Here is a 17,483-nt window from a genome sequence, read left to right on the forward strand (position 1 = left end):
AGAAAATAATGAATAACACGATTTTTAAATCATTAAACCGCCGGTTTTTGTCAGTCATATCGCTGCTGGCGGTGTTGGTGATCGCCGGTGCAGCCACTGCTGCCAGCAATGTTGAAATGGACTTGACTCAATCACCAGAAGTCTCTGGCACGGCTGAAGGCAAAGTGAAAATGCCGAAACAGCAACAGCGCATGGCATTGAACTATGTTAACCAACCCCCGCTTATCCCGCATAGCGTGGATGGCTATCAAATCAGTAAAAATACCAACCGTTGCCTGCAATGCCATGGTGTGGAGCACTATCGCACCACTGGAGCACCGCGTGTCAGCCCAACTCACTTTATTGACCGTGATGGCAAAGTATCGAGCGAAGTCTCACCACGTCGCTATTTCTGTCTGCAATGCCATGTGCCACAAACCGATGCCGCGCCGATTGTCGGTAACAGCTTCCAGCCAGCCCCTGGCTTTGGCCAATAACCGAAATGAGCGATAAGCGAGATAAGTTATGAGCGAAACTAAAAAGCCCGGTGTTATCAGACGTACATGGCAGTGGTGGCGCAGGCCAAGCCGGCTGGCGCTCGGGACTTTACTGCTGATTGGCTTTATCAGTGGCATCATTTTCTGGGGTGGATTTAACACCGGTATGGAGATGGCGAATACTGAGAAATTCTGTATTAGCTGCCATGAGATGAAAGATAACGTTTATCAGGAATATATGGGGACCATCCATTACAGCAACCGCAGTGGTGTGAAGGCGACCTGCCCGGATTGCCATGTTCCCCATGAGTGGGGGCCAAAGATGCTGCGTAAGATCAAAGCGAGTAAAGAGCTGTATGCCAAGGCCTTTGGTTTAATTGATACCCCGCAGAAGTTTGAAGCTCACCGCCTGACCATGGCCGAAAATGAGTGGGCGCGGATGAAAGCCAATGGCTCGCAAGAATGCCGCAACTGCCATAATTTCGACAATATGGATTTCACCGCCCAAAAAACGGTGGCGGCAAAAATGCACAGTCAGGCGATAACCGAAGGGAAAACCTGTATCGACTGCCACAAAGGGATCGCTCATAAGTTGCCGGATATGAAGGATGTTCCTACCGGCTTCTAACCGACCTCTTTCGTCGTACTTTTCGCTGTTGAGATGCCCTGTTGACGTTGTGTCGACAGGGCATTTTTATTGCTTTATTGTGTCACTGCTCGCATAATGAGACCTGTTAACAGGTCTTTTTGAGGTGCCTATGCCAAGTATAATTTTGACTGATACCAGTGCCAGCGTGAGCGAACTGAAAAAAAATCCAATGGCAACAGTGAACGCTGGGGCCGGTTTCCCCGTAGCTATCCTGAACCGCAATCAACCCGCATTCTATTGTGTACCCGCAGAACTGTATGAACAAATAATGGAAGCGCTTGATGATCACGAATTAGCTGAGTTGGTTAACAGGCGGCGCCATCAACCCTTGCTTGATATCGATTTGGATAGCTATCTATGACCTATGCCGTTAAGTTCAGAGAAGAAGCGCTAAAGGAATGGCACAAACTGGATAAGACGATACAACAGCAATTTGCCAAGAAATTAAAAAAGTGCAGCGATAATCCGCATATTGAAAGCGCTAAACTACGTGGTATGAAAAACTGCTACAAAATTAAATTACGATCCTCTGGATTTCGATTAGTGTATGAAATTATCGATGATGTGTTGATCGTTGCTGTGGTTGCAGTAGGAAAAAGAGATCGTAGCGAGGTGTATAACCTTGCAAGTGACCGATTACGCTAATGACTATTAACCAGATTAAAGAAGGGTTTATGTCAGTCAAAATTGAAAATATTCAGAGTGAATTATTATCCAAGAACTGGTTCCAGCTACACAAATACACTTTTAATTTAATTACCGATAACGGAAAGTCAGTACAACAGGTTCGCGAAGTGTATGACCGGGGTAACGGCGCAACCATCTTGCTGTATAACCGCCAGAAGGGCACCGTGGTGCTGATTGAGCAATTTCGCATGCCAACCTATGTGAATGGCAATCCTGGAGGCATGTTGCTGGAAGCCTGTGCCGGTTTACTGGATAACGACTCACCGGAAGAGTGTATCCGCCGTGAAGCGATGGAAGAGACCGGCTACCAGGTTGATAAGGTGCAGAAGCTGTTTGAAGCTTATATGTCGCCGGGTGGCGTGACTGAAATCGTCTATTTCTTTGCGGCGGAATATCATCCAGATCAGAAAATCACTGATGATGTCGGCGTGGAGGATGAGGTGATCGACGTGGTTGAATTGCCGTTCAGCGAAGCCATTACCATGATTGCTGATGGCCGCATTAAAGATGGTAAGACGATCATGCTATTGCAATACGCCCAAATTCATAATTGGTTCAAATAAATACCTTTCTTACCGATATTGCCGTGTTATTAGCGGCATTTATTCCCCCTATTGTTGACCATCCTCTCTGATTGATAAGTAAATTCTTCAATTGAAGCAAAAATGTTATGCAGAGTATGGCCTGCTTCATAGATTGTGATAAATCACTCACTATACTGGTTCTGTTATTGGTCATATATACCCTTCGACCTTGAAGTCGCTGTGGTGTTAGCGACGTTTATTCACCCGAATCACTTACCTGAGTAAGATTATCGGGATTCGTTTGCTTGCTGCCTGCCTGCGATTTCAAGTTCCTTGGGTATAACCTTGAATAATAAAAGCAAAGGGAACCTACAATGGACGAACAGTTGAAACAGAGTGCGCTTGATTTTCACCAATATCCAACCCCAGGGAAAATTCAGGTGTCGCCAACCAAACCGCTAGCAACCCAACGGGATTTGGCGCTGGCCTACTCGCCTGGAGTGGCGGCACCGTGTTTGGAAATTGCCGCTGATCCTTTGGCTGCTTACAAATACACGGCTCGCGGTAATTTGGTCGCTGTGATTTCCAATGGTACTGCGGTGCTGGGGCTGGGTAATATCGGCGCATTGGCCGGTAAACCGGTCATGGAAGGCAAGGGCGTGCTGTTTAAGAAATTTTCAGGTATTGACGTGTTTGACATTGAAGTGGATGAACTCGATCCAGACAAACTGATTGATATTATCGCGTCTCTGGAACCGACATTCGGTGGCATTAATCTGGAAGATATCAAAGCGCCGGAATGTTTCTATATTGAGCAGAAATTGCGTGAACGCATGAAGATCCCGGTATTTCACGATGATCAGCATGGCACGGCGATTATCTGTACCGCTGCGGTACTCAATGGTCTGCGGGTGGTGAAGAAAGATATCGGTGATGTGAAACTGGTGGTGTCCGGGGCAGGGGCGGCATCGATTGCCTGTTTAAACCTGCTGGTGGCGCTGGGATTAAAGCATCACAATATTACTGCATGCGATTCCAAAGGTGTGATTTATAAAGGCCGTGAAGCCAATATGGCGCAAACCAAAGCGGCGTATGCGATTGAAGATAATGGTCAGCGTACACTGGGTGATGCGATGCCAGGTGCGGACATCTTCCTCGGCTGTTCTGGTCCGGGCGTTTTAACTCAGGACATGGTGAAAACCATGGCACCTAACCCACTGATTTTGGCACTGGCGAACCCGGAACCCGAAATCCTGCCGCCGTTGGCGAAAGCGGTGCGCCCTGATGCGATTATTTGCACTGGCCGCTCGGATTATCCGAATCAGGTTAACAACGTACTGTGCTTCCCGTTCATCTTCCGTGGCGCGCTGGATGTCGGGGCCACCACTATTAATGAAGAGATGAAACTGGCTTGTGTCCATGCCATTGCGGATCTGGCGCTGGCTGAACAGAGCGATGTTGTGGCCTCCGCTTATGGTGAGCAAGATTTGTCCTTTGGCCCTGAGTACATAATTCCTAAACCATTTGACCCACGCCTGATTGTAAAAATTGCACCGGCAGTGGCTAAAGCGGCGATGGACTCTGGTGTGGCAACCCGGCCAATCGCAGATTTCAGTGCTTACATCGAAAAGCTGTCTGAATTTGTCTACAAAACTAACCTGTTTATGAAACCTATCTTCTCGCAGGCGAAGAAAGAGATGAAACGGGTGGTATTGGCGGAAGGGGAAGAAGAGCGGGTGCTGCATGCCACTCAGGAGTTGATCTCGCAGGGGTTGGCTTATCCTATTCTGATTGGTCGCCCGAGTGTGATTGAGACCCGACTGAAGAAGTTGGGCCTACAAATTACAGCGGGTAAAGACTTTGAAGTGGTTAACAACGAATCCGATCCGCGTTTTAACGAATACTGGCAAGAGTATTATCAAATCATGAAACGCCGTGGCGTTTCGCAAGAGCAAGCCCGCCGCGCCGTGATTGGTAATCCAACGTTGATTGGTTCGATCATGGTGCACCGTGGTGAAGCTGATGCGATGATTTGTGGCACTATCGGTACCTATCATGAACATTACGATGTGGTAGAGAAAGTGTTCGGTTTCCGTGAAGGTGCTCATGTGGCGGGTGCGATGAATGCACTGTTGCTACCCACCGGTAACACCTTTATTGCAGATACTTATGTCAACGATGATCCGACACCTGAGCAGTTGGCTGAGATTACCTTAATGGCTGCTGAAACCGTGCGTCGCTTCGGGATTGAACCGAAAGTGGCACTGTTATCTCATTCAAGTTTTGGCACCTCAGACTGCCCAGCCGCACGTAAAATGCGCCGCACGTTGGAGTTGGTTAATCAGATGGCGCCAGAGCTGGAAATTGACGGTGAAATGCACGGTGATGCCGCGCTGGTGGAAAGTATTCGCCATAACCTGATGCCAGACAGCCCATTGAAAGGTGCTGCCAACGTGTTGATTATGCCGAATATGGAAGCGGCCCGTATCAGTTACAACCTGCTGCGGGTGACATCATCTGAAGGGGTAACGGTTGGGCCAGTGCTGATGGGCGTGGCGAAACCGGTGCATATTTTGACGCCAATTGCTTCGGTGCGCCGGATCGTGAATATGGTGGCGTTAGCGGTGGTTGAAGCGCAGACCGAACCTTTATAAATACGCTTTTTCCTTAGCATTGCCGCGTTGTTAGCGGCAATGCTCACCCGAATTACTTACCTCAACCCGCTTCGGCGGGTTTTTGCTTATAGGCTTCTGGCCGCTTGCTGTAACCACTTATCCAGTTCGTTGGCAAATTGCTGGCGGTCACGCTGATTTAAAGTGTTAGGCCCACCGGTTTGAATACCGCTGGCGCGCATGGTATCCATAAAGTCACGCATATTCAGCCGTTCACGGATGGTATCTGGCGTATAGCGCTCACCCCGTGGATTCAGGGCGATACCGCCTTTTTCAATCACCTCTGCCGCCAACGGGATATCTGCGGTTATCACCAGATCATTTTTCTCCACCCGCTGCACAATTTCGTTATCGGCAACATCAAAACCGGAGGCGACTTGCAGGGTACGGATAAATTTTGATGGCGGGGTTTTCAATGGCTGATTAGCCACCAGCGTGACCATCATGCCGGTACGATCTGCGGCACGGAATAACACCTCTTTAATCACATTCGGACAGGCGTCCGCATCAACCCAAATTTGCATCAGTGTTGTTCTCCGATCGCTAGCCACTCTTTTACTGGCAGAAAATCGCGATACAACGCCGCTTCAGCGCTATCTTCTGCCGGCTGATAGTTATATTCCCAGCGCACCAATGGTGGCAGAGACATTAAAATAGATTCGGTGCGACCACCGGTTTGCAAACCGAACAAGGTGCCGCGGTCCCACACCAGATTAAATTCTACATAACGCCCACGGCGATAAAGCTGGAACTGGCGCTCCTGCTCACCCCAACTCAATGCTTTGCGCCGTGCAACAATTGGCATATAAGCGTCAAGGAAACCATCGCCCACTGCCTGAGTGAAGCGGAAACAGGTATCAAAATCAGGGCTATTCAAGTCATCGTAAAACAGGCCGCCAATGCCACGCGCTTCATTACGGTGCTTGATATAAAAGTAATCGTCACACCATTTTTTATAGCGCGGGTAGACTTCTTTGCCGAAAGGTTGGCATAACTGATGGGCGGTCTGATGCCAGTGAATAGCATCTTCTTCAAAGCCGTAGTAAGGGGTTAAATCGAAACCGCCACCAAACCACCATACTGGATCTTCGCCGGGTTTCTCAGCAATAAAGAAACGCACATTGGCATGGCTGGTGGGCAGATAAGGGCTTAGCGGATGAATCACCAGCGACACCCCCAATGCCTGAAAACTACGACCGGCCAATTCGGGGCGATGTGCGGTAGCGGATGCGGGTAATGCTGCACCTGACACATGAGAGAAATTCACCCCTGCCTGCTCAAATACTGCTCCATTAACCAATACTCGGCTGCGCCCACCGCCACCTTCTTCGCGGGTCCAGGTCTCTTCTGTGAAGGTCGCCCGGCCATCGGCATGTGTCAGTGCGGCACAGATTTTATCCTGCAAAGCCAGCAGGTAGGTTTTGATTTGAGCGATATCGGGTGAATTCATCAGCGGGGGTTCTATTAGCTTGCAAATATTTAGGGGCCAAGTATACCTCGATTCGCCGCCATTATTGTACTTTCTGTGTGGATTCGCGGGTATTAAGCCGCAAGATCGGCAAGATTTATCTGCTTCTTCTCAAATATCATTACTCACTATCACAGTGGGAAATATCACTTTAATATTGCGTGATATAATATTGCCACGATAATCAGAATATCCATATTACTCAAGGGTGCGAACATCCATGGAAATCCGCGTATTTCAGCAAGACGATTTTGAAGAAGTGATTCTGCTGTGGGAGCATTGCGACTTGCTGCGGCCTTGGAATGATCCAGAAATGGATATTGAGCGTAAGTTGAATCACTCGCCCGAACTGTTTTTAGTGGCGGAAGTGAGCGGTGCCATTGTGGGTTCAATCATGGGCGGTTACGACGGTCACCGTGGCTCGGCTTATTATCTGGGGGTCCATCCTGATTTCCGTGGTCGTGGCTTTGCCAATGCGCTGATCAGCCGTTTGGAAAAGAAACTCATCGCCCGTGGCTGCCCAAAGCTCAACATTATGGTGCGCGAAGACAATGATGCAGTGATCGGCATGTATGAAAAACTTGATTATGAAACCCAAGACAGCATCATGCTGGGCAAACGGCTGATTGTCGATCAGGAGTATTAAGGTTGGTCTTAACCTTAATATGACAATAACCCTATCCCCAAAAGCTGATAAAGCAGCAGAGGATAGGGTAAAGATTAATTACTTAATCTTGGTAATACTTTTCACATCAACTTCTACCGAATTCCAGTCTTTATCAACTTTCCCTTCGATTTGTATTTTATCTTGTGGCGTGATGGTTTGGCCGTTCCAGCGTTTGTTATCAATATCAACGGTGATGGTACCGGTGCTGTCGCGGAAAGTATAAGTATCGTGACCTAAACGCTCAACGATATTCCCTTGCAGAGTGACACGAGTGTCATCACGCATCGTTTTGACTTTGTCTACCGTGGTATTGGTTACACTTGGGCCAGAGAACCCACCCTGAGTTGCTGGCTGTGTCTGTGTTGCTGCCGGGCCGTCGAAGCCCCCTTGCGCGGTATTGGTCGCACTTTGCGCCAATAACGGCGTGCCGCATAACATAATTAAGGTTGCCGCTAAGGTTAATTTCTTCATTTTATTGCTCCTTCAATGAATGAATCATTACGTTTGAAAACAAAAACTGCACAAGCCTCTGTGGTACCCAATAGTAGACCAAATTTGCGTTAAGGCGTGCTGAAGTATTGCAATACCGTGGCCGCAAGTCTATTCGATTAGACCCGTCATACTTCAAGCTGCATGTGCGTTGGCTACACTAAATAACCCGAATCACTTACGACAGTAAGCTCATCGGGACTCTCTCGCTTGCCGCTTTCCTGCAACTCGAATTATTTAGGGTATAGACCTATTTACTGGTTATAACAATTAAAGCCGGTAGCGTTAGGGCACTTTTTTAACTGTGTGGACTCAAACCACTGGTTATCATTTTTAAACTGCGCATGTAGATGCCCTCTGTACCTTGTACAATGCAGAACAGCTTACCGGATGCGGTGGTTTTATAAGGAGCTTTAGATGAATATTCGCCCACGGTTGTCTGGGGTGAGATTGTTATTACTGGGTGCCCCTTTGTTGTTAGCCGGGTGCTCAACCATGTCAGGTTTTTCCTGGTCTAGTCTGTCGCCACTCAATTGGTTTGGCAGCAGCAGTATGCAGGTGACTGATCAGGGTGTCGGCGGCGTTACCGCCACTACTGCGTTGACTGAGAGTGACATCAAAGAAGGGCTAAAAGGCGATTATCGGTTGCGTAGTGGTATGGCGACCAAAGACGGTAAATTGATTTCCTTCTATCAGGCGATGAAAGAGGGCCAAATCAAGCTGGTTATCTCTGGGCAGCAGAAAGGCACGGTAGAACGCATTGATGTTATGGATAAGGCTATTCCCAGCCAGTGGGGGGTGACGGTTGGCACACCATTTAGCGAGCTATATAAAAAAGCCTTTGGTGTTTGCCGTAAAGGCAGTGGTGATGATAGCGCACAAATAGAGTGTGCGGCACCGGACAGCAAGCACGTCAGCTATTTGTTTGATGGCGACTGGCATGGTCCTGAAGGTTTAATGCCATCCGATGATACATTGCAAAGTTGGAAAGTGAGCAAGATTATCTGGCGAGCTAAAGGCGAGTAACCGCCTCTTCTTCCCTGGCGTTACAGCAGTGTTAGCGGCACGCATTACTCGGCCCATTGCCTGGGCCTGCTAAGGTGAGGCCGCTGCAAGCCACGTTCAAATCGGCTTCTGGCAGTTTTATCCTTCGTTTGCTGTCTTGCTGTAACGCCAATAATGTAGGGCGGTATTGTTTATCATTGCTTTGGTTCTCTTTTGTGAATTAGCTAATAATATTCCCACCTGTGGTATCACTTCCTCTGCCTAAATTTATTTTGCGTTGTCGCAAGGTAATCCTAATCGGTTCCGCTATTATATTCGCCATAATCAACACCGATATTTTGTGAGGAACCAAACATGACTCAAGTTCAGAGTGGCATTCTGCTGGAACATTGTCGTTTTGCCATCTTTATGGAAGCAAAAGTACAGGGCGAGCTAGATGCTATTCGTCAGGGATGCAAGCAATTCTGTCAATCATTGCAGGAATTACAGCAAGAATTTCCTAACGAGCATTTAGGCGCTGTCATTGCTTTTGGTTCTGATATTTGGCATGACCTATCCGGCGGTAAAGGGGCTAATGAGTTAAAACCCTTTGTGCCATTAGGCAAAGCGCCAATCGTCGCCCCCGCAACACAACGCGATTTGTTGATTCATATTCAGTCATTGCGTCAGGATATCAACTTTACTTTAGCGCAGGCTGCGGTGGCCGCTTTTGGTGATGCGATTACCGTTGAAGAAGAGACACATGGCTTCCGCTGGGTAGAAGAACGTGATCTTACTGGTTTTATTGATGGCACCGAAAACCCGCAAGGGGATAGCCGCCCGGAAGTGGCGGTGATTGCGGACGGTGAGGAAGATGCCGGTGGCAGCTATGTGCTGGTACAGCGTTATGAGCACGACCTGAAAAAATGGCAGCGCATTCCTGAACACAAGCAAGAGCAAATTATCGGGCGTACCAAACATGGCAGCGAGGAGTTGCCGTCGGATCAGCGCCCGGAAACTTCCCATGTCAGCCGCGTCGATTTAAAAGAAAATGGCAAAGGGCTGAAAATTTTGCGCCAAAGCTTGCCTTACGGTACCGCCAGTGGCAAACACGGGTTGTACTTTATTGCTTATTGCGCGCGCTTACATAATATCGAACAGCAATTATTAAGTATGTTTGGCTCAATAGACGATAAGCATGATCTGTTATTAGGTTTCAGTAAGCCGGTGACCGGCAGTTATTACTTCGCCCCGTCGCTGACTCAATTATTATCGCTGTAAGTACGTAAGGCTGGGCGTCAGGGGTTTGGCAACCGACAATATTTACCCATAAGTCTTTTCTATCACCCGGTGCAGGTTGGCCGGGTTTTCAATGGGCAAAAGGGAGTGGCTGGCGACCAGCGCGGTTGCTGGCTTAGAGCATTTGATACTTGAACATCACTAAACGGTATATAAAAGCATTATAGGTATGCACCTAGTTATAAATACACTGAACATATTACAGGCACTGCTCACATTTAATGACATGCCTGTCGGATGAACTCAGTGAATAAGGTGCAGCATGAAACAGACTTCAGTGAAGAGCGCTACGCATAAAGGATGGCACCGTGTTGCCTTATTAAGCGCGTTAATTTTCGGCAGTGCAACTGCCTCTGCCACTGAGTTACTTAACAGCTCTTATGATGTTTCCCGCGAGTTATTCACGGCACTCAATCCAGGCTTCCAGCAACAGTGGGAGCAGCAGAATCCCGGCGACAAGCTGACCATCAAACAATCTCATGCCGGGTCGTCTAAACAGGCTTTGGCTATCTTACAGGGCTTGAAAGCAGATGTAGTGACCTATAACCAGGTCACCGATGTGCAGATCCTACATGACCGCGGCAATCTGATCCCGGCAGACTGGCAGGCGCGTTTACCTAATAACAGCTCACCGTTCTATTCCACCATGGCGTTCCTGGTACGTAAGGGCAATCCAAAGAATATCCACAACTGGGATGATTTGGTGCGTGAAGACGTCAAACTGGTGTTCCCGAATCCAAAAACTTCTGGCAATGGCCGTTATACCTATCTGGCAGCCTGGGGCGCTACCCAACAAGCGAATGGCAAAGATGAGGCCAAAACCCGCGACTGGATGAAGCGTTTTCTGACCAATGTGGTGGTGTTTGATACCGGTGGCCGTGGTGCTACCACCACCTTCGTCGAACGCGGGTTGGGTGATGTGCTGATCAGTTTTGAATCGGAAGTTAACAATATCCGCAAAGAGTATGGCAGTGATAAATACGAAGTAATTGTCCCGCCGGTAGATATTCTGGCTGAATTCCCAGTGGCCTGGGTGGATAAGAATGTCGAGAAAAATGGCACTGAGAAAGCGGCTAAAGCTTATCTCAACTATCTCTACAGCCCGCCAGCGCAGCAAGTGATCACCAGCTTCAATTATCGGGTTTACGACAAAGCGGCAATGGAAGCAGCTAAGTCCCAATTCCCACAAACCAAACTATTCCGTGTTGAAGATCAATTCGGTAGCTGGCCGCAGGTGATGAGCACCCATTTTGTGACTGGCGGTGTGCTGGATAAATTGTTAGCGCAAGGGCATCAGTAATGTTGTCGGCATCCAGTAAACGGGTTCTGCCCGGATTTACCCTCAGTCTTGGGAGCAGCCTGCTTTACACCTGCCTGATCTTATTATTACCGCTCAGCGCGTTAGTCATGCAGGTTGCACAGATGAGTTGGGCCCAGTACTGGGAGGTGATTACTAACCCCCAAGTGGTCGCTGCTTATAAGGTGACCTTACTGGCCGCAGGCGTTGCCAGCATATTTAATGCGGTTTTTGGCATGTTGATGGCATGGATCTTGACCCGCTATCAGTTCCCTGGCCGCAGTTTGCTGGATGGTTTGATGGATTTACCGTTCGCCTTACCCACGGCAGTGGCGGGTTTGACACTGGCAACGCTGTTTTCTACTACGGGCTGGTACGGTGCCTGGTTAAACGAACTAGGGATTAAAGTTTCCTTTACCTGGTTGGGGATTGCCGTAGCGATGGCATTCACCAGTTTGCCGTTTGTGGTGCGCACCGTACAACCGGTGTTGGAAGAATTGGGTCCCGAATATGAAGAAGCCGCAGAAACTCTCGGTGCCAGCCGTTGGCAGAGCTTCCGGCTGGTGGTGATGCCAGAACTGGCTCCGGCGTTACTGGCAGGCACTGCTTTATCCTTTACCCGCAGTCTGGGGGAGTTTGGCGCAGTTATCTTTATCGCCGGTAACATTGCCTGGAAGACAGAAGTCACCTCGCTGATGATCTTCATCCGGCTACAAGAATTTGATTACCCGGCTGCCAGTGCCATTGCTTCCGTTATTCTGGCTGTTTCACTGGTATTGCTGTTTGGTATTAACACGTTACAAAGCCGCTTTGGTCGGCGGATAGGCGGGCACTGATGGCTGATATCACTGAATTTAACGGCGTGGCCCGCCCACCCATCAATTGGGGCAAATGGACCCTGATCGCCATTGGCGCGGTGTTCTCATTTTTACTGTTAGTGATCCCGATGGCGTGGATCTTTATCACCGCTTTTTCCAAAGGAATTGCGGTGGTTGGGCAAAATTTATTAGACCCAGACATGCTGCATGCCATTTGGCTGACTGTGCTGGTGGCACTGATTACGGTGCCGGTGAATTTGGTGTTTGGTGTAGTACTGGCATGGTTGGTGACGCGGTTTGTATTTCCCGGCCGCCAGTTATTGATGACCCTAATTGATATCCCGTTTGCGGTCTCACCGGTAGTTGCCGGCCTGATGTACCTGCTGTTTTACGGTTCAAATGGTGTGGTGGGCGGCTGGTTAGATTCTCACGATATTCAATTGATGTTCTCCTGGCCCGGTATGGTGCTGGTCACCATTTTTGTCACCTGCCCATTTGTGGTGCGTGAACTGGTGCCGGTAATGATGAGTCAGGGCAGCCAGGAAGATGAAGCCGCAGTATTACTTGGGGCATCTGGCTGGCAGATGTTCCGTCGGGTGACGTTACCGAACATTCGCTGGGCGTTGTTGTATGGCGTGGTGTTGACCAACGCCCGCGCTATTGGCGAGTTCGGGGCCGTCTCGGTGGTATCCGGTTCTATTCGTGGCGAAACCTACACCTTGCCACTGCAAGTTGAGTTGTTGCATCAGGATTACAACACCGCAGGGGCATTTACCGCCGCCGCGTTACTGACCCTGATGGCAATATTGACCCTTTTTCTGAAAAGTGGCCTGCAATGGCGCTTAGCGCGTCAGGTTGTTCGTCTCGAACAGGAGCAAAAGCATGAGCATTGAGATTGATAATATCAGCAAGTATTTTGGTCGTACCAAGGTACTGAATGACATCCGGCTTGATATTCCTTCTGGTCAGATGGTGGCCTTGCTTGGTCCTTCCGGTTCGGGGAAAACGACCCTGCTGCGCATTATCGCCGGGCTGGAGAACCAGAACGCCGGGCGTTTAAGTTTCCATGGCACTGACGTTAGCCGCCTGCATGCCCGTGATCGACGTGTCGGGTTTGTTTTCCAGCATTACGCCCTGTTCCGCCATATGACAGTGTTCGATAACATTGCATTCGGTTTGACAGTGTTACCGCGCCGCGAGCGGCCGAATGCGGCAGCCATCAAGCAGAAAGTAGAACAACTGTTAGAAATGGTGCAGTTAGGGCACCTTGCCAGCCGTTATCCATCACAACTTTCTGGTGGGCAGAAACAGCGTGTGGCCTTGGCGCGTGCGTTGGCCGTCGAACCCCAAATCCTGTTACTGGATGAGCCATTCGGTGCGCTGGATGCACAGGTGCGTAAAGAGTTACGTCGCTGGTTACGCCAGCTACACGAAGAACTGAAATTTACCAGCGTATTCGTTACCCACGATCAGGAAGAAGCAATGGAAGTTGCTGATCGGGTGGTAGTGATGAGCCAGGGTAATATCGAGCAGGTCGGGACACCAGATGAAGTGTGGCGCTACCCTGCGACCCGCTTTGTGTTGGAGTTTCTGGGTGAAGTTAATCGCTTGAGTGGGGAGATTCGAGGCTCACAACTCTATATTGGCGCGCACCACTGGCCGCTGGATTTGGCACCGATGCATCAGGGCAGTGTTGATTTATTCCTGCGACCGTGGGAGATGGAAGTCAATACACACGCCAGTGCTCGTTGCCCGCTACCGGTTCAGGTGCTTGAAGTCAGCCCGCGTGGGCATTTCTGGCAATTGACGGTGCAACCTATTGGTTGGCATCAGGATCCTATCAGTGTGGTACTGCCGGAAGGCGAAATTGACGCCCCGGTGCGCGGTAATCGTTATTATGTGGGCGGGTTAAATGCACGCTTATATTCTGGCGACCAATTATTACAACCCATTGCGTTAGCGCAAAGCGCCTGATAAGTTTTTCTTCTTTTGGTAAACATAGAATTATACCCAACGTCATTGGAGTGGCAGCAAGGCAGCTAACGAGCGATAAATTGGTTGTAAACCATTTTGAACAGCGCTTGCGCTGGCCCGTAGGGTGAGCCTCAATAAGGCTTATAATCCCGATGAGCTTACATAAGTAAGTGATTCGGGTTCGTGAGAGCAGTGAACATAGCTGCCGCTTCAAGGAGAAAGGGTATTGAATAGGTATTTACAGTGACAACCCTCGAACACTGCATTGGCAACACCCCACTCGTCAAACTGCAACGTTTAAGCCAAGGGCTGGATGCGCAGATTTGGGTCAAACTGGAAGGCAATAATCCGGCAGGCTCGGTCAAAGACCGCGCGGCACTGGCAATGATCCAACAGGCCGAATTACGTGGTGAAATAGCACCGGGTAATGTGTTGATCGAGGCAACCAGCGGTAATACCGGTATTGCGCTGGCGATGATCGCGGCCATGAAGGGCTATAAGCTAAAGCTGCTGATGCCAGAAAACATGAGCCAAGAGCGGCAGGCTGCAATGCGTGCCTACGGTGCGGAGCTAATTTTGGTTAGCCGTGAGCAAGGAATGGAAGGCGCGCGCGATGAAGCGCTGAGGATGCAGGCTCAGGGGTTGGGCAAAGTGTTGGATCAGTTTAATAATATCGACAACCCCTATGCACATTTCACCGGTACCGGGCCGGAAATCTGGCAACAAACTGCGGGGAAAGTGAGCCATTTTGTGTCCAGCATGGGAACGACAGGGACGATTACCGGCGTTAGCCAATATCTGAAAAGCCAAAACCCACAAGTTACCATTATCGGCCTGCAACCGGCGGAGGGCAGCAGTATTCCTGGTATTCGCCGTTGGTCACCGGAATACATGCCGGGGATTTTCCGCCCTGAGTTGGTTGATCAGGTACTGGATATCACGCAGCGTGAAGCCGAGGTAACGACACGAAGACTGGCCACGGAAGAGGGGATTTTTTGTGGTGTCAGTTCTGGTGGTGCGGTTGCTGGCGCGCTGCGGGTGGCTGCTGAGAATCCCGGTGCGGTGATCGTGGCGATTATCTGTGACCGTGGTGACCGATATTTATCGACAGGGGTTTTTGAGTAAACCGACTGCTGGTTACCCTAGCCTATCAAGCCCATCTGAACACACTGTCAGTTGGGCTTGATAGGATATTTGCGCCTCCCTTTCAATGCTTCAACTTTTATAGTCTTGAATCTATACCCGTCATCTTTCAAGTTGCAGGTGTGTTGGCCGCGTTCAACCACCCGAATCACTTACCGTCGTGCGCTCATCGGGATTATGAACTTCATCAGAGGCTCACTCTACGGGCCAGCGCAAGCGTTGTTCAAAATGGTTTACAACCAATTTGTCTTTCGCTTGCCGCCTTCCTGCATTTTGAAATCTATTGGGTTTATACGTTATAAAACTGAGCGGATTTTTGGCGCCAGAGATTTTGATTTATAACTAATCATATTTAAGCACATTAGAACTCTGTTGTTGTCCTTTCCCTCCAGCCAAATTGCCTGCTGATGTTATCTATTGGTAAATGATATTTATGCAATTAATTGTGGGCTATTAGAAAAACCTATTTTGTAAATATAGCCAATTCGCATCACATAGTTAAAATAAATATTGTAGGAATATTCATACAGTCAGCTTCATTGATTAGCCGTTTAATTTAAGTGGTCGTTATTTACTGCTATGAGTTGTAAGGGTATTTTAGTTTGTTTTTGAGAAAATTCTTATAAATCAACTTACTATGCCAGATTTATTTGGCTGCGTATTGTTACATTCTGTAACATTTAACCAATTGGTGTTGGTTGTCTATTCTTTCTATACTGCTGCTGTTCGTGTTGGTCTTATATTCTCTATTGAAAGTGCATATATATTTTATTTGATGCTCTATTTTTGTGAATGTTTATTTTCAATGACTTAAGTAAGTTAAAGGGTTGTAATATTTATTAAAATCCTTTAAGTGTAAAAAATATAATAATCAACAGTGTTGTAGCCGCAATTTTTATTGATTTACCCCTTCACTTAGAGTTTTGCTGGCAAAACGTCTGTATTTCAGCCCAACATGGGCTTATCCCTCTGGGCTAATCGTATGTTGCTACATCTGTTGATTGAACATAATACCTACTATCGGCGAGTTTAATTTACCTAAGCTGGGTAATGGTTATTTTATTACTCGAATTTTCCGCTGATATTTGCATTAGAAGTGATGGGGAAATGCCCGCGCAAATAACAAATGATGAAACCCATGTTTATTGAAAAAATAAAGTCGGCTTGGCCTGGTGATATGTTGAAGCGCGTGCGCATGTCACACTTAACTCTGTCCAAGGTACAGCGCCATTTAGGTAAGATTATGATTCTGATACCGATGTTGCTGCTGATTCTCTATTTATTGATTTTTAGCCAGCCACGCTATCTCAGTGAATCTAAAGTTGCCATCAAACATTCCAACGATCTCAATGGCAGTAATCTGAACGTAGCTTTGCTGATGGGCGCTGGTAACCCAAGTTCTGCCGAAGATGCCTTATATCTGAAAGAATATATTAATTCTCCTGATATGTTGGCGGTCTTGGATAAACAGCTCGATTTTCGTCAGGCTTTCGGTCACAGCGGTTGGGATTTTTTCTATCATTTGTCTGATAGCGCCACTCGTGAGCAATTCCTTAATTATTACCGTAACCGTATCTCTGTTTCTTACGATGATAAAACCGGTTTGCTCACCATTGGTACACAGGGGTTCTCACCTGAATTTGCCCAAAAATTCAATCAGGCTGTTTTGAAAGAATCCGAACGATTTATCAATGAGATCTCACACCGCATTGCCCGCGAGCAGTTGCTGTTTGCTGAAAACGAAATGCAGGACGCGCGCACGCGGTTAAATAGCAGCAAAACCGAGCTACTCACTTATCAGAACAGCAATAATATTCTTGACCCTGAAGCTCAGGCTTTGGCTGCGACCTCATTGATTAATACGTTGGTAAGCCAGCGCATCCAGATGGAAGCGGAATTGCGTAACCTACTGACTTTCTTGCGTGAAGATGCACCTCAGGTGGTCAGTGCACAAAACGCACTCAAGTCACTCGCCAGCCAGATTGATAATGAAAAAAGCAAAGTCACCGCACCCGATGGGCTCAAATTAAACCGTATGGCGGTGGATTTTGAAGAGATTAAAGCCAAGGTGCAGTTCGATACTGATATCTACAAATTGACCCTGACATCAATTGAGAAAACCCGCGTTGACGCGGCAAGAAAGCTGAAGATGTTATCGGTGATCAGCTCTCCTCAGTTACCGCAGGAATCAAAGTTCCCCAGCAGTTTGTATCTGCTTATCAGTTGGTTACTGGTTTGTTGCTTACTTTTTGGCACTGTCAAATTATTGCTGACGGTGATTGACGATCATAAAGATTGACGCTGTTTTAACGCTATTTCTAGCTTGTCGGAATGAT

The 17,483-nt window shown here is 48.2% G+C and carries 18 protein-coding genes; 15 read left to right on the plus strand and 3 right to left on the minus strand.

Annotated features, from left to right (window positions below; all coding sequences use genetic code 11):
• Positions 1-8: 8 nt before the first annotated feature.
• The 6 genes from napB to maeB all read left to right on the plus strand — a co-directional run bounded on the left by napB (position 9) and on the right by maeB (position 4,990).
• Entirely contained in the window at positions 9-476 is a 468-nt protein-coding gene (gene napB, locus EL015_RS06140) for a nitrate reductase cytochrome c-type subunit (protein ID WP_032905974.1), read from the plus strand.
• Positions 477-504: 28 nt separating this feature from the next.
• Complete coding sequence (napC, locus tag EL015_RS06145; protein WP_005183830.1) at positions 505-1,104, plus strand: cytochrome c-type protein NapC; 600 nt, start codon at positions 505-507, stop codon at positions 1,102-1,104.
• A gap of 130 nt (positions 1,105-1,234) precedes the next feature.
• On the plus strand, positions 1,235-1,486 hold the full coding sequence (locus EL015_RS06150) for a type II toxin-antitoxin system Phd/YefM family antitoxin (RefSeq protein ID WP_032905973.1): 252 nt from the start codon (positions 1,235-1,237) through the stop codon (positions 1,484-1,486).
• On the plus strand, positions 1,483-1,770 hold the full coding sequence (locus EL015_RS06155) for a type II toxin-antitoxin system RelE family toxin (protein ID WP_032905972.1): 288 nt from the start codon (positions 1,483-1,485) through the stop codon (positions 1,768-1,770). The genes EL015_RS06150 and EL015_RS06155 overlap by 4 nt, the downstream gene beginning before the upstream one ends.
• A gap of 29 nt (positions 1,771-1,799) precedes the next feature.
• Complete coding sequence (gene nudK / locus EL015_RS06160; RefSeq protein ID WP_032906016.1) at positions 1,800-2,375, plus strand: GDP-mannose pyrophosphatase NudK; 576 nt, start codon at positions 1,800-1,802, stop codon at positions 2,373-2,375.
• A gap of 335 nt (positions 2,376-2,710) precedes the next feature.
• Positions 2,711-4,990 (plus strand): NADP-dependent oxaloacetate-decarboxylating malate dehydrogenase, encoded by a 2,280-nt coding sequence (maeB, locus tag EL015_RS06165; protein WP_005183822.1) that lies wholly within the window; start codon positions 2,711-2,713, stop codon positions 4,988-4,990.
• An 86-nt stretch (positions 4,991-5,076) separates the two neighbouring features.
• Here the strand turns inward: maeB and EL015_RS06170 are convergent, their stop codons facing one another.
• Both EL015_RS06170 and hemF read right to left on the minus strand, forming a co-directional pair.
• Positions 5,077-5,532 (minus strand): YaiI/YqxD family protein, encoded by a 456-nt coding sequence (locus EL015_RS06170; protein WP_032905970.1) that lies wholly within the window; start codon positions 5,530-5,532, stop codon positions 5,077-5,079.
• On the minus strand, positions 5,532-6,458 hold the full coding sequence (gene hemF / locus EL015_RS06175) for an oxygen-dependent coproporphyrinogen oxidase (RefSeq protein WP_005183819.1): 927 nt from the start codon (positions 6,456-6,458) through the stop codon (positions 5,532-5,534). Before hemF ends, EL015_RS06170 begins: the two co-directional genes overlap by 1 nt.
• 238 nt (positions 6,459-6,696) lie before the next feature.
• On the opposite strand from hemF, the gene EL015_RS06180 reads away from it, so the two are divergent.
• Positions 6,697-7,122: a GNAT family acetyltransferase gene (locus EL015_RS06180; RefSeq protein WP_005183815.1), complete on the plus strand. Its 426-nt coding sequence runs from the start codon at positions 6,697-6,699 to the stop codon at positions 7,120-7,122.
• 78 nt (positions 7,123-7,200) lie between these two features.
• Here the strand turns inward: EL015_RS06180 and EL015_RS06185 are convergent, their stop codons facing one another.
• On the minus strand, positions 7,201-7,614 hold the full coding sequence (locus tag EL015_RS06185; protein ID WP_005183812.1) for a YgiW/YdeI family stress tolerance OB fold protein: 414 nt from the start codon (positions 7,612-7,614) through the stop codon (positions 7,201-7,203).
• A gap of 435 nt (positions 7,615-8,049) precedes the next feature.
• On the opposite strand from EL015_RS06185, the gene EL015_RS06190 reads away from it, so the two are divergent.
• The 8 genes from EL015_RS06190 to EL015_RS06225 all read left to right on the plus strand — a co-directional run bounded on the left by EL015_RS06190 (position 8,050) and on the right by EL015_RS06225 (position 17,446).
• Positions 8,050-8,658, plus strand: coding sequence for an RpoE-regulated lipoprotein (locus EL015_RS06190; protein WP_005183809.1), 609 nt, complete (start codon positions 8,050-8,052; stop codon positions 8,656-8,658).
• Positions 8,659-8,991: 333 nt separating this feature from the next.
• Positions 8,992-9,897, plus strand: a complete 906-nt coding sequence (locus EL015_RS06195) for a Dyp-type peroxidase (RefSeq protein ID WP_005183803.1) — start codon at positions 8,992-8,994, stop codon at positions 9,895-9,897.
• Positions 9,898-10,177: 280 nt separating this feature from the next.
• Positions 10,178-11,215 (plus strand): sulfate ABC transporter substrate-binding protein, encoded by a 1,038-nt coding sequence (locus EL015_RS06200; RefSeq protein WP_005183800.1) that lies wholly within the window; start codon positions 10,178-10,180, stop codon positions 11,213-11,215.
• Positions 11,215-12,048, plus strand: a complete 834-nt coding sequence (cysT, locus tag EL015_RS06205) for a sulfate/thiosulfate ABC transporter permease CysT (protein ID WP_032905969.1) — start codon at positions 11,215-11,217, stop codon at positions 12,046-12,048. Before EL015_RS06200 ends, cysT begins: the two co-directional genes overlap by 1 nt.
• On the plus strand, positions 12,048-12,923 hold the full coding sequence (gene cysW / locus EL015_RS06210; protein ID WP_005183797.1) for a sulfate/thiosulfate ABC transporter permease CysW: 876 nt from the start codon (positions 12,048-12,050) through the stop codon (positions 12,921-12,923). Before cysT ends, cysW begins: the two co-directional genes overlap by 1 nt.
• Positions 12,913-14,004, plus strand: coding sequence for a sulfate/thiosulfate ABC transporter ATP-binding protein CysA (cysA, locus tag EL015_RS06215; RefSeq protein WP_032905968.1), 1,092 nt, complete (start codon positions 12,913-12,915; stop codon positions 14,002-14,004). The genes cysW and cysA overlap by 11 nt, the downstream gene beginning before the upstream one ends.
• A 243-nt stretch (positions 14,005-14,247) precedes the next feature.
• Entirely contained in the window at positions 14,248-15,129 is an 882-nt protein-coding gene (gene cysM, locus EL015_RS06220; protein ID WP_005183790.1) for a cysteine synthase CysM, read from the plus strand.
• A 1,144-nt stretch (positions 15,130-16,273) separates the two neighbouring features.
• Positions 16,274-17,446, plus strand: coding sequence for a capsule polysaccharide transporter (locus EL015_RS06225; protein ID WP_005183784.1), 1,173 nt, complete (start codon positions 16,274-16,276; stop codon positions 17,444-17,446).
• Positions 17,447-17,483: the final 37 nt, after the last annotated feature.

Origin of the sequence: Yersinia intermedia (assembly GCF_900635455.1) — a bacterium.
GTDB classification, from domain to species: Bacteria; Pseudomonadota; Gammaproteobacteria; order Enterobacterales; family Enterobacteriaceae; genus Yersinia; species Yersinia intermedia.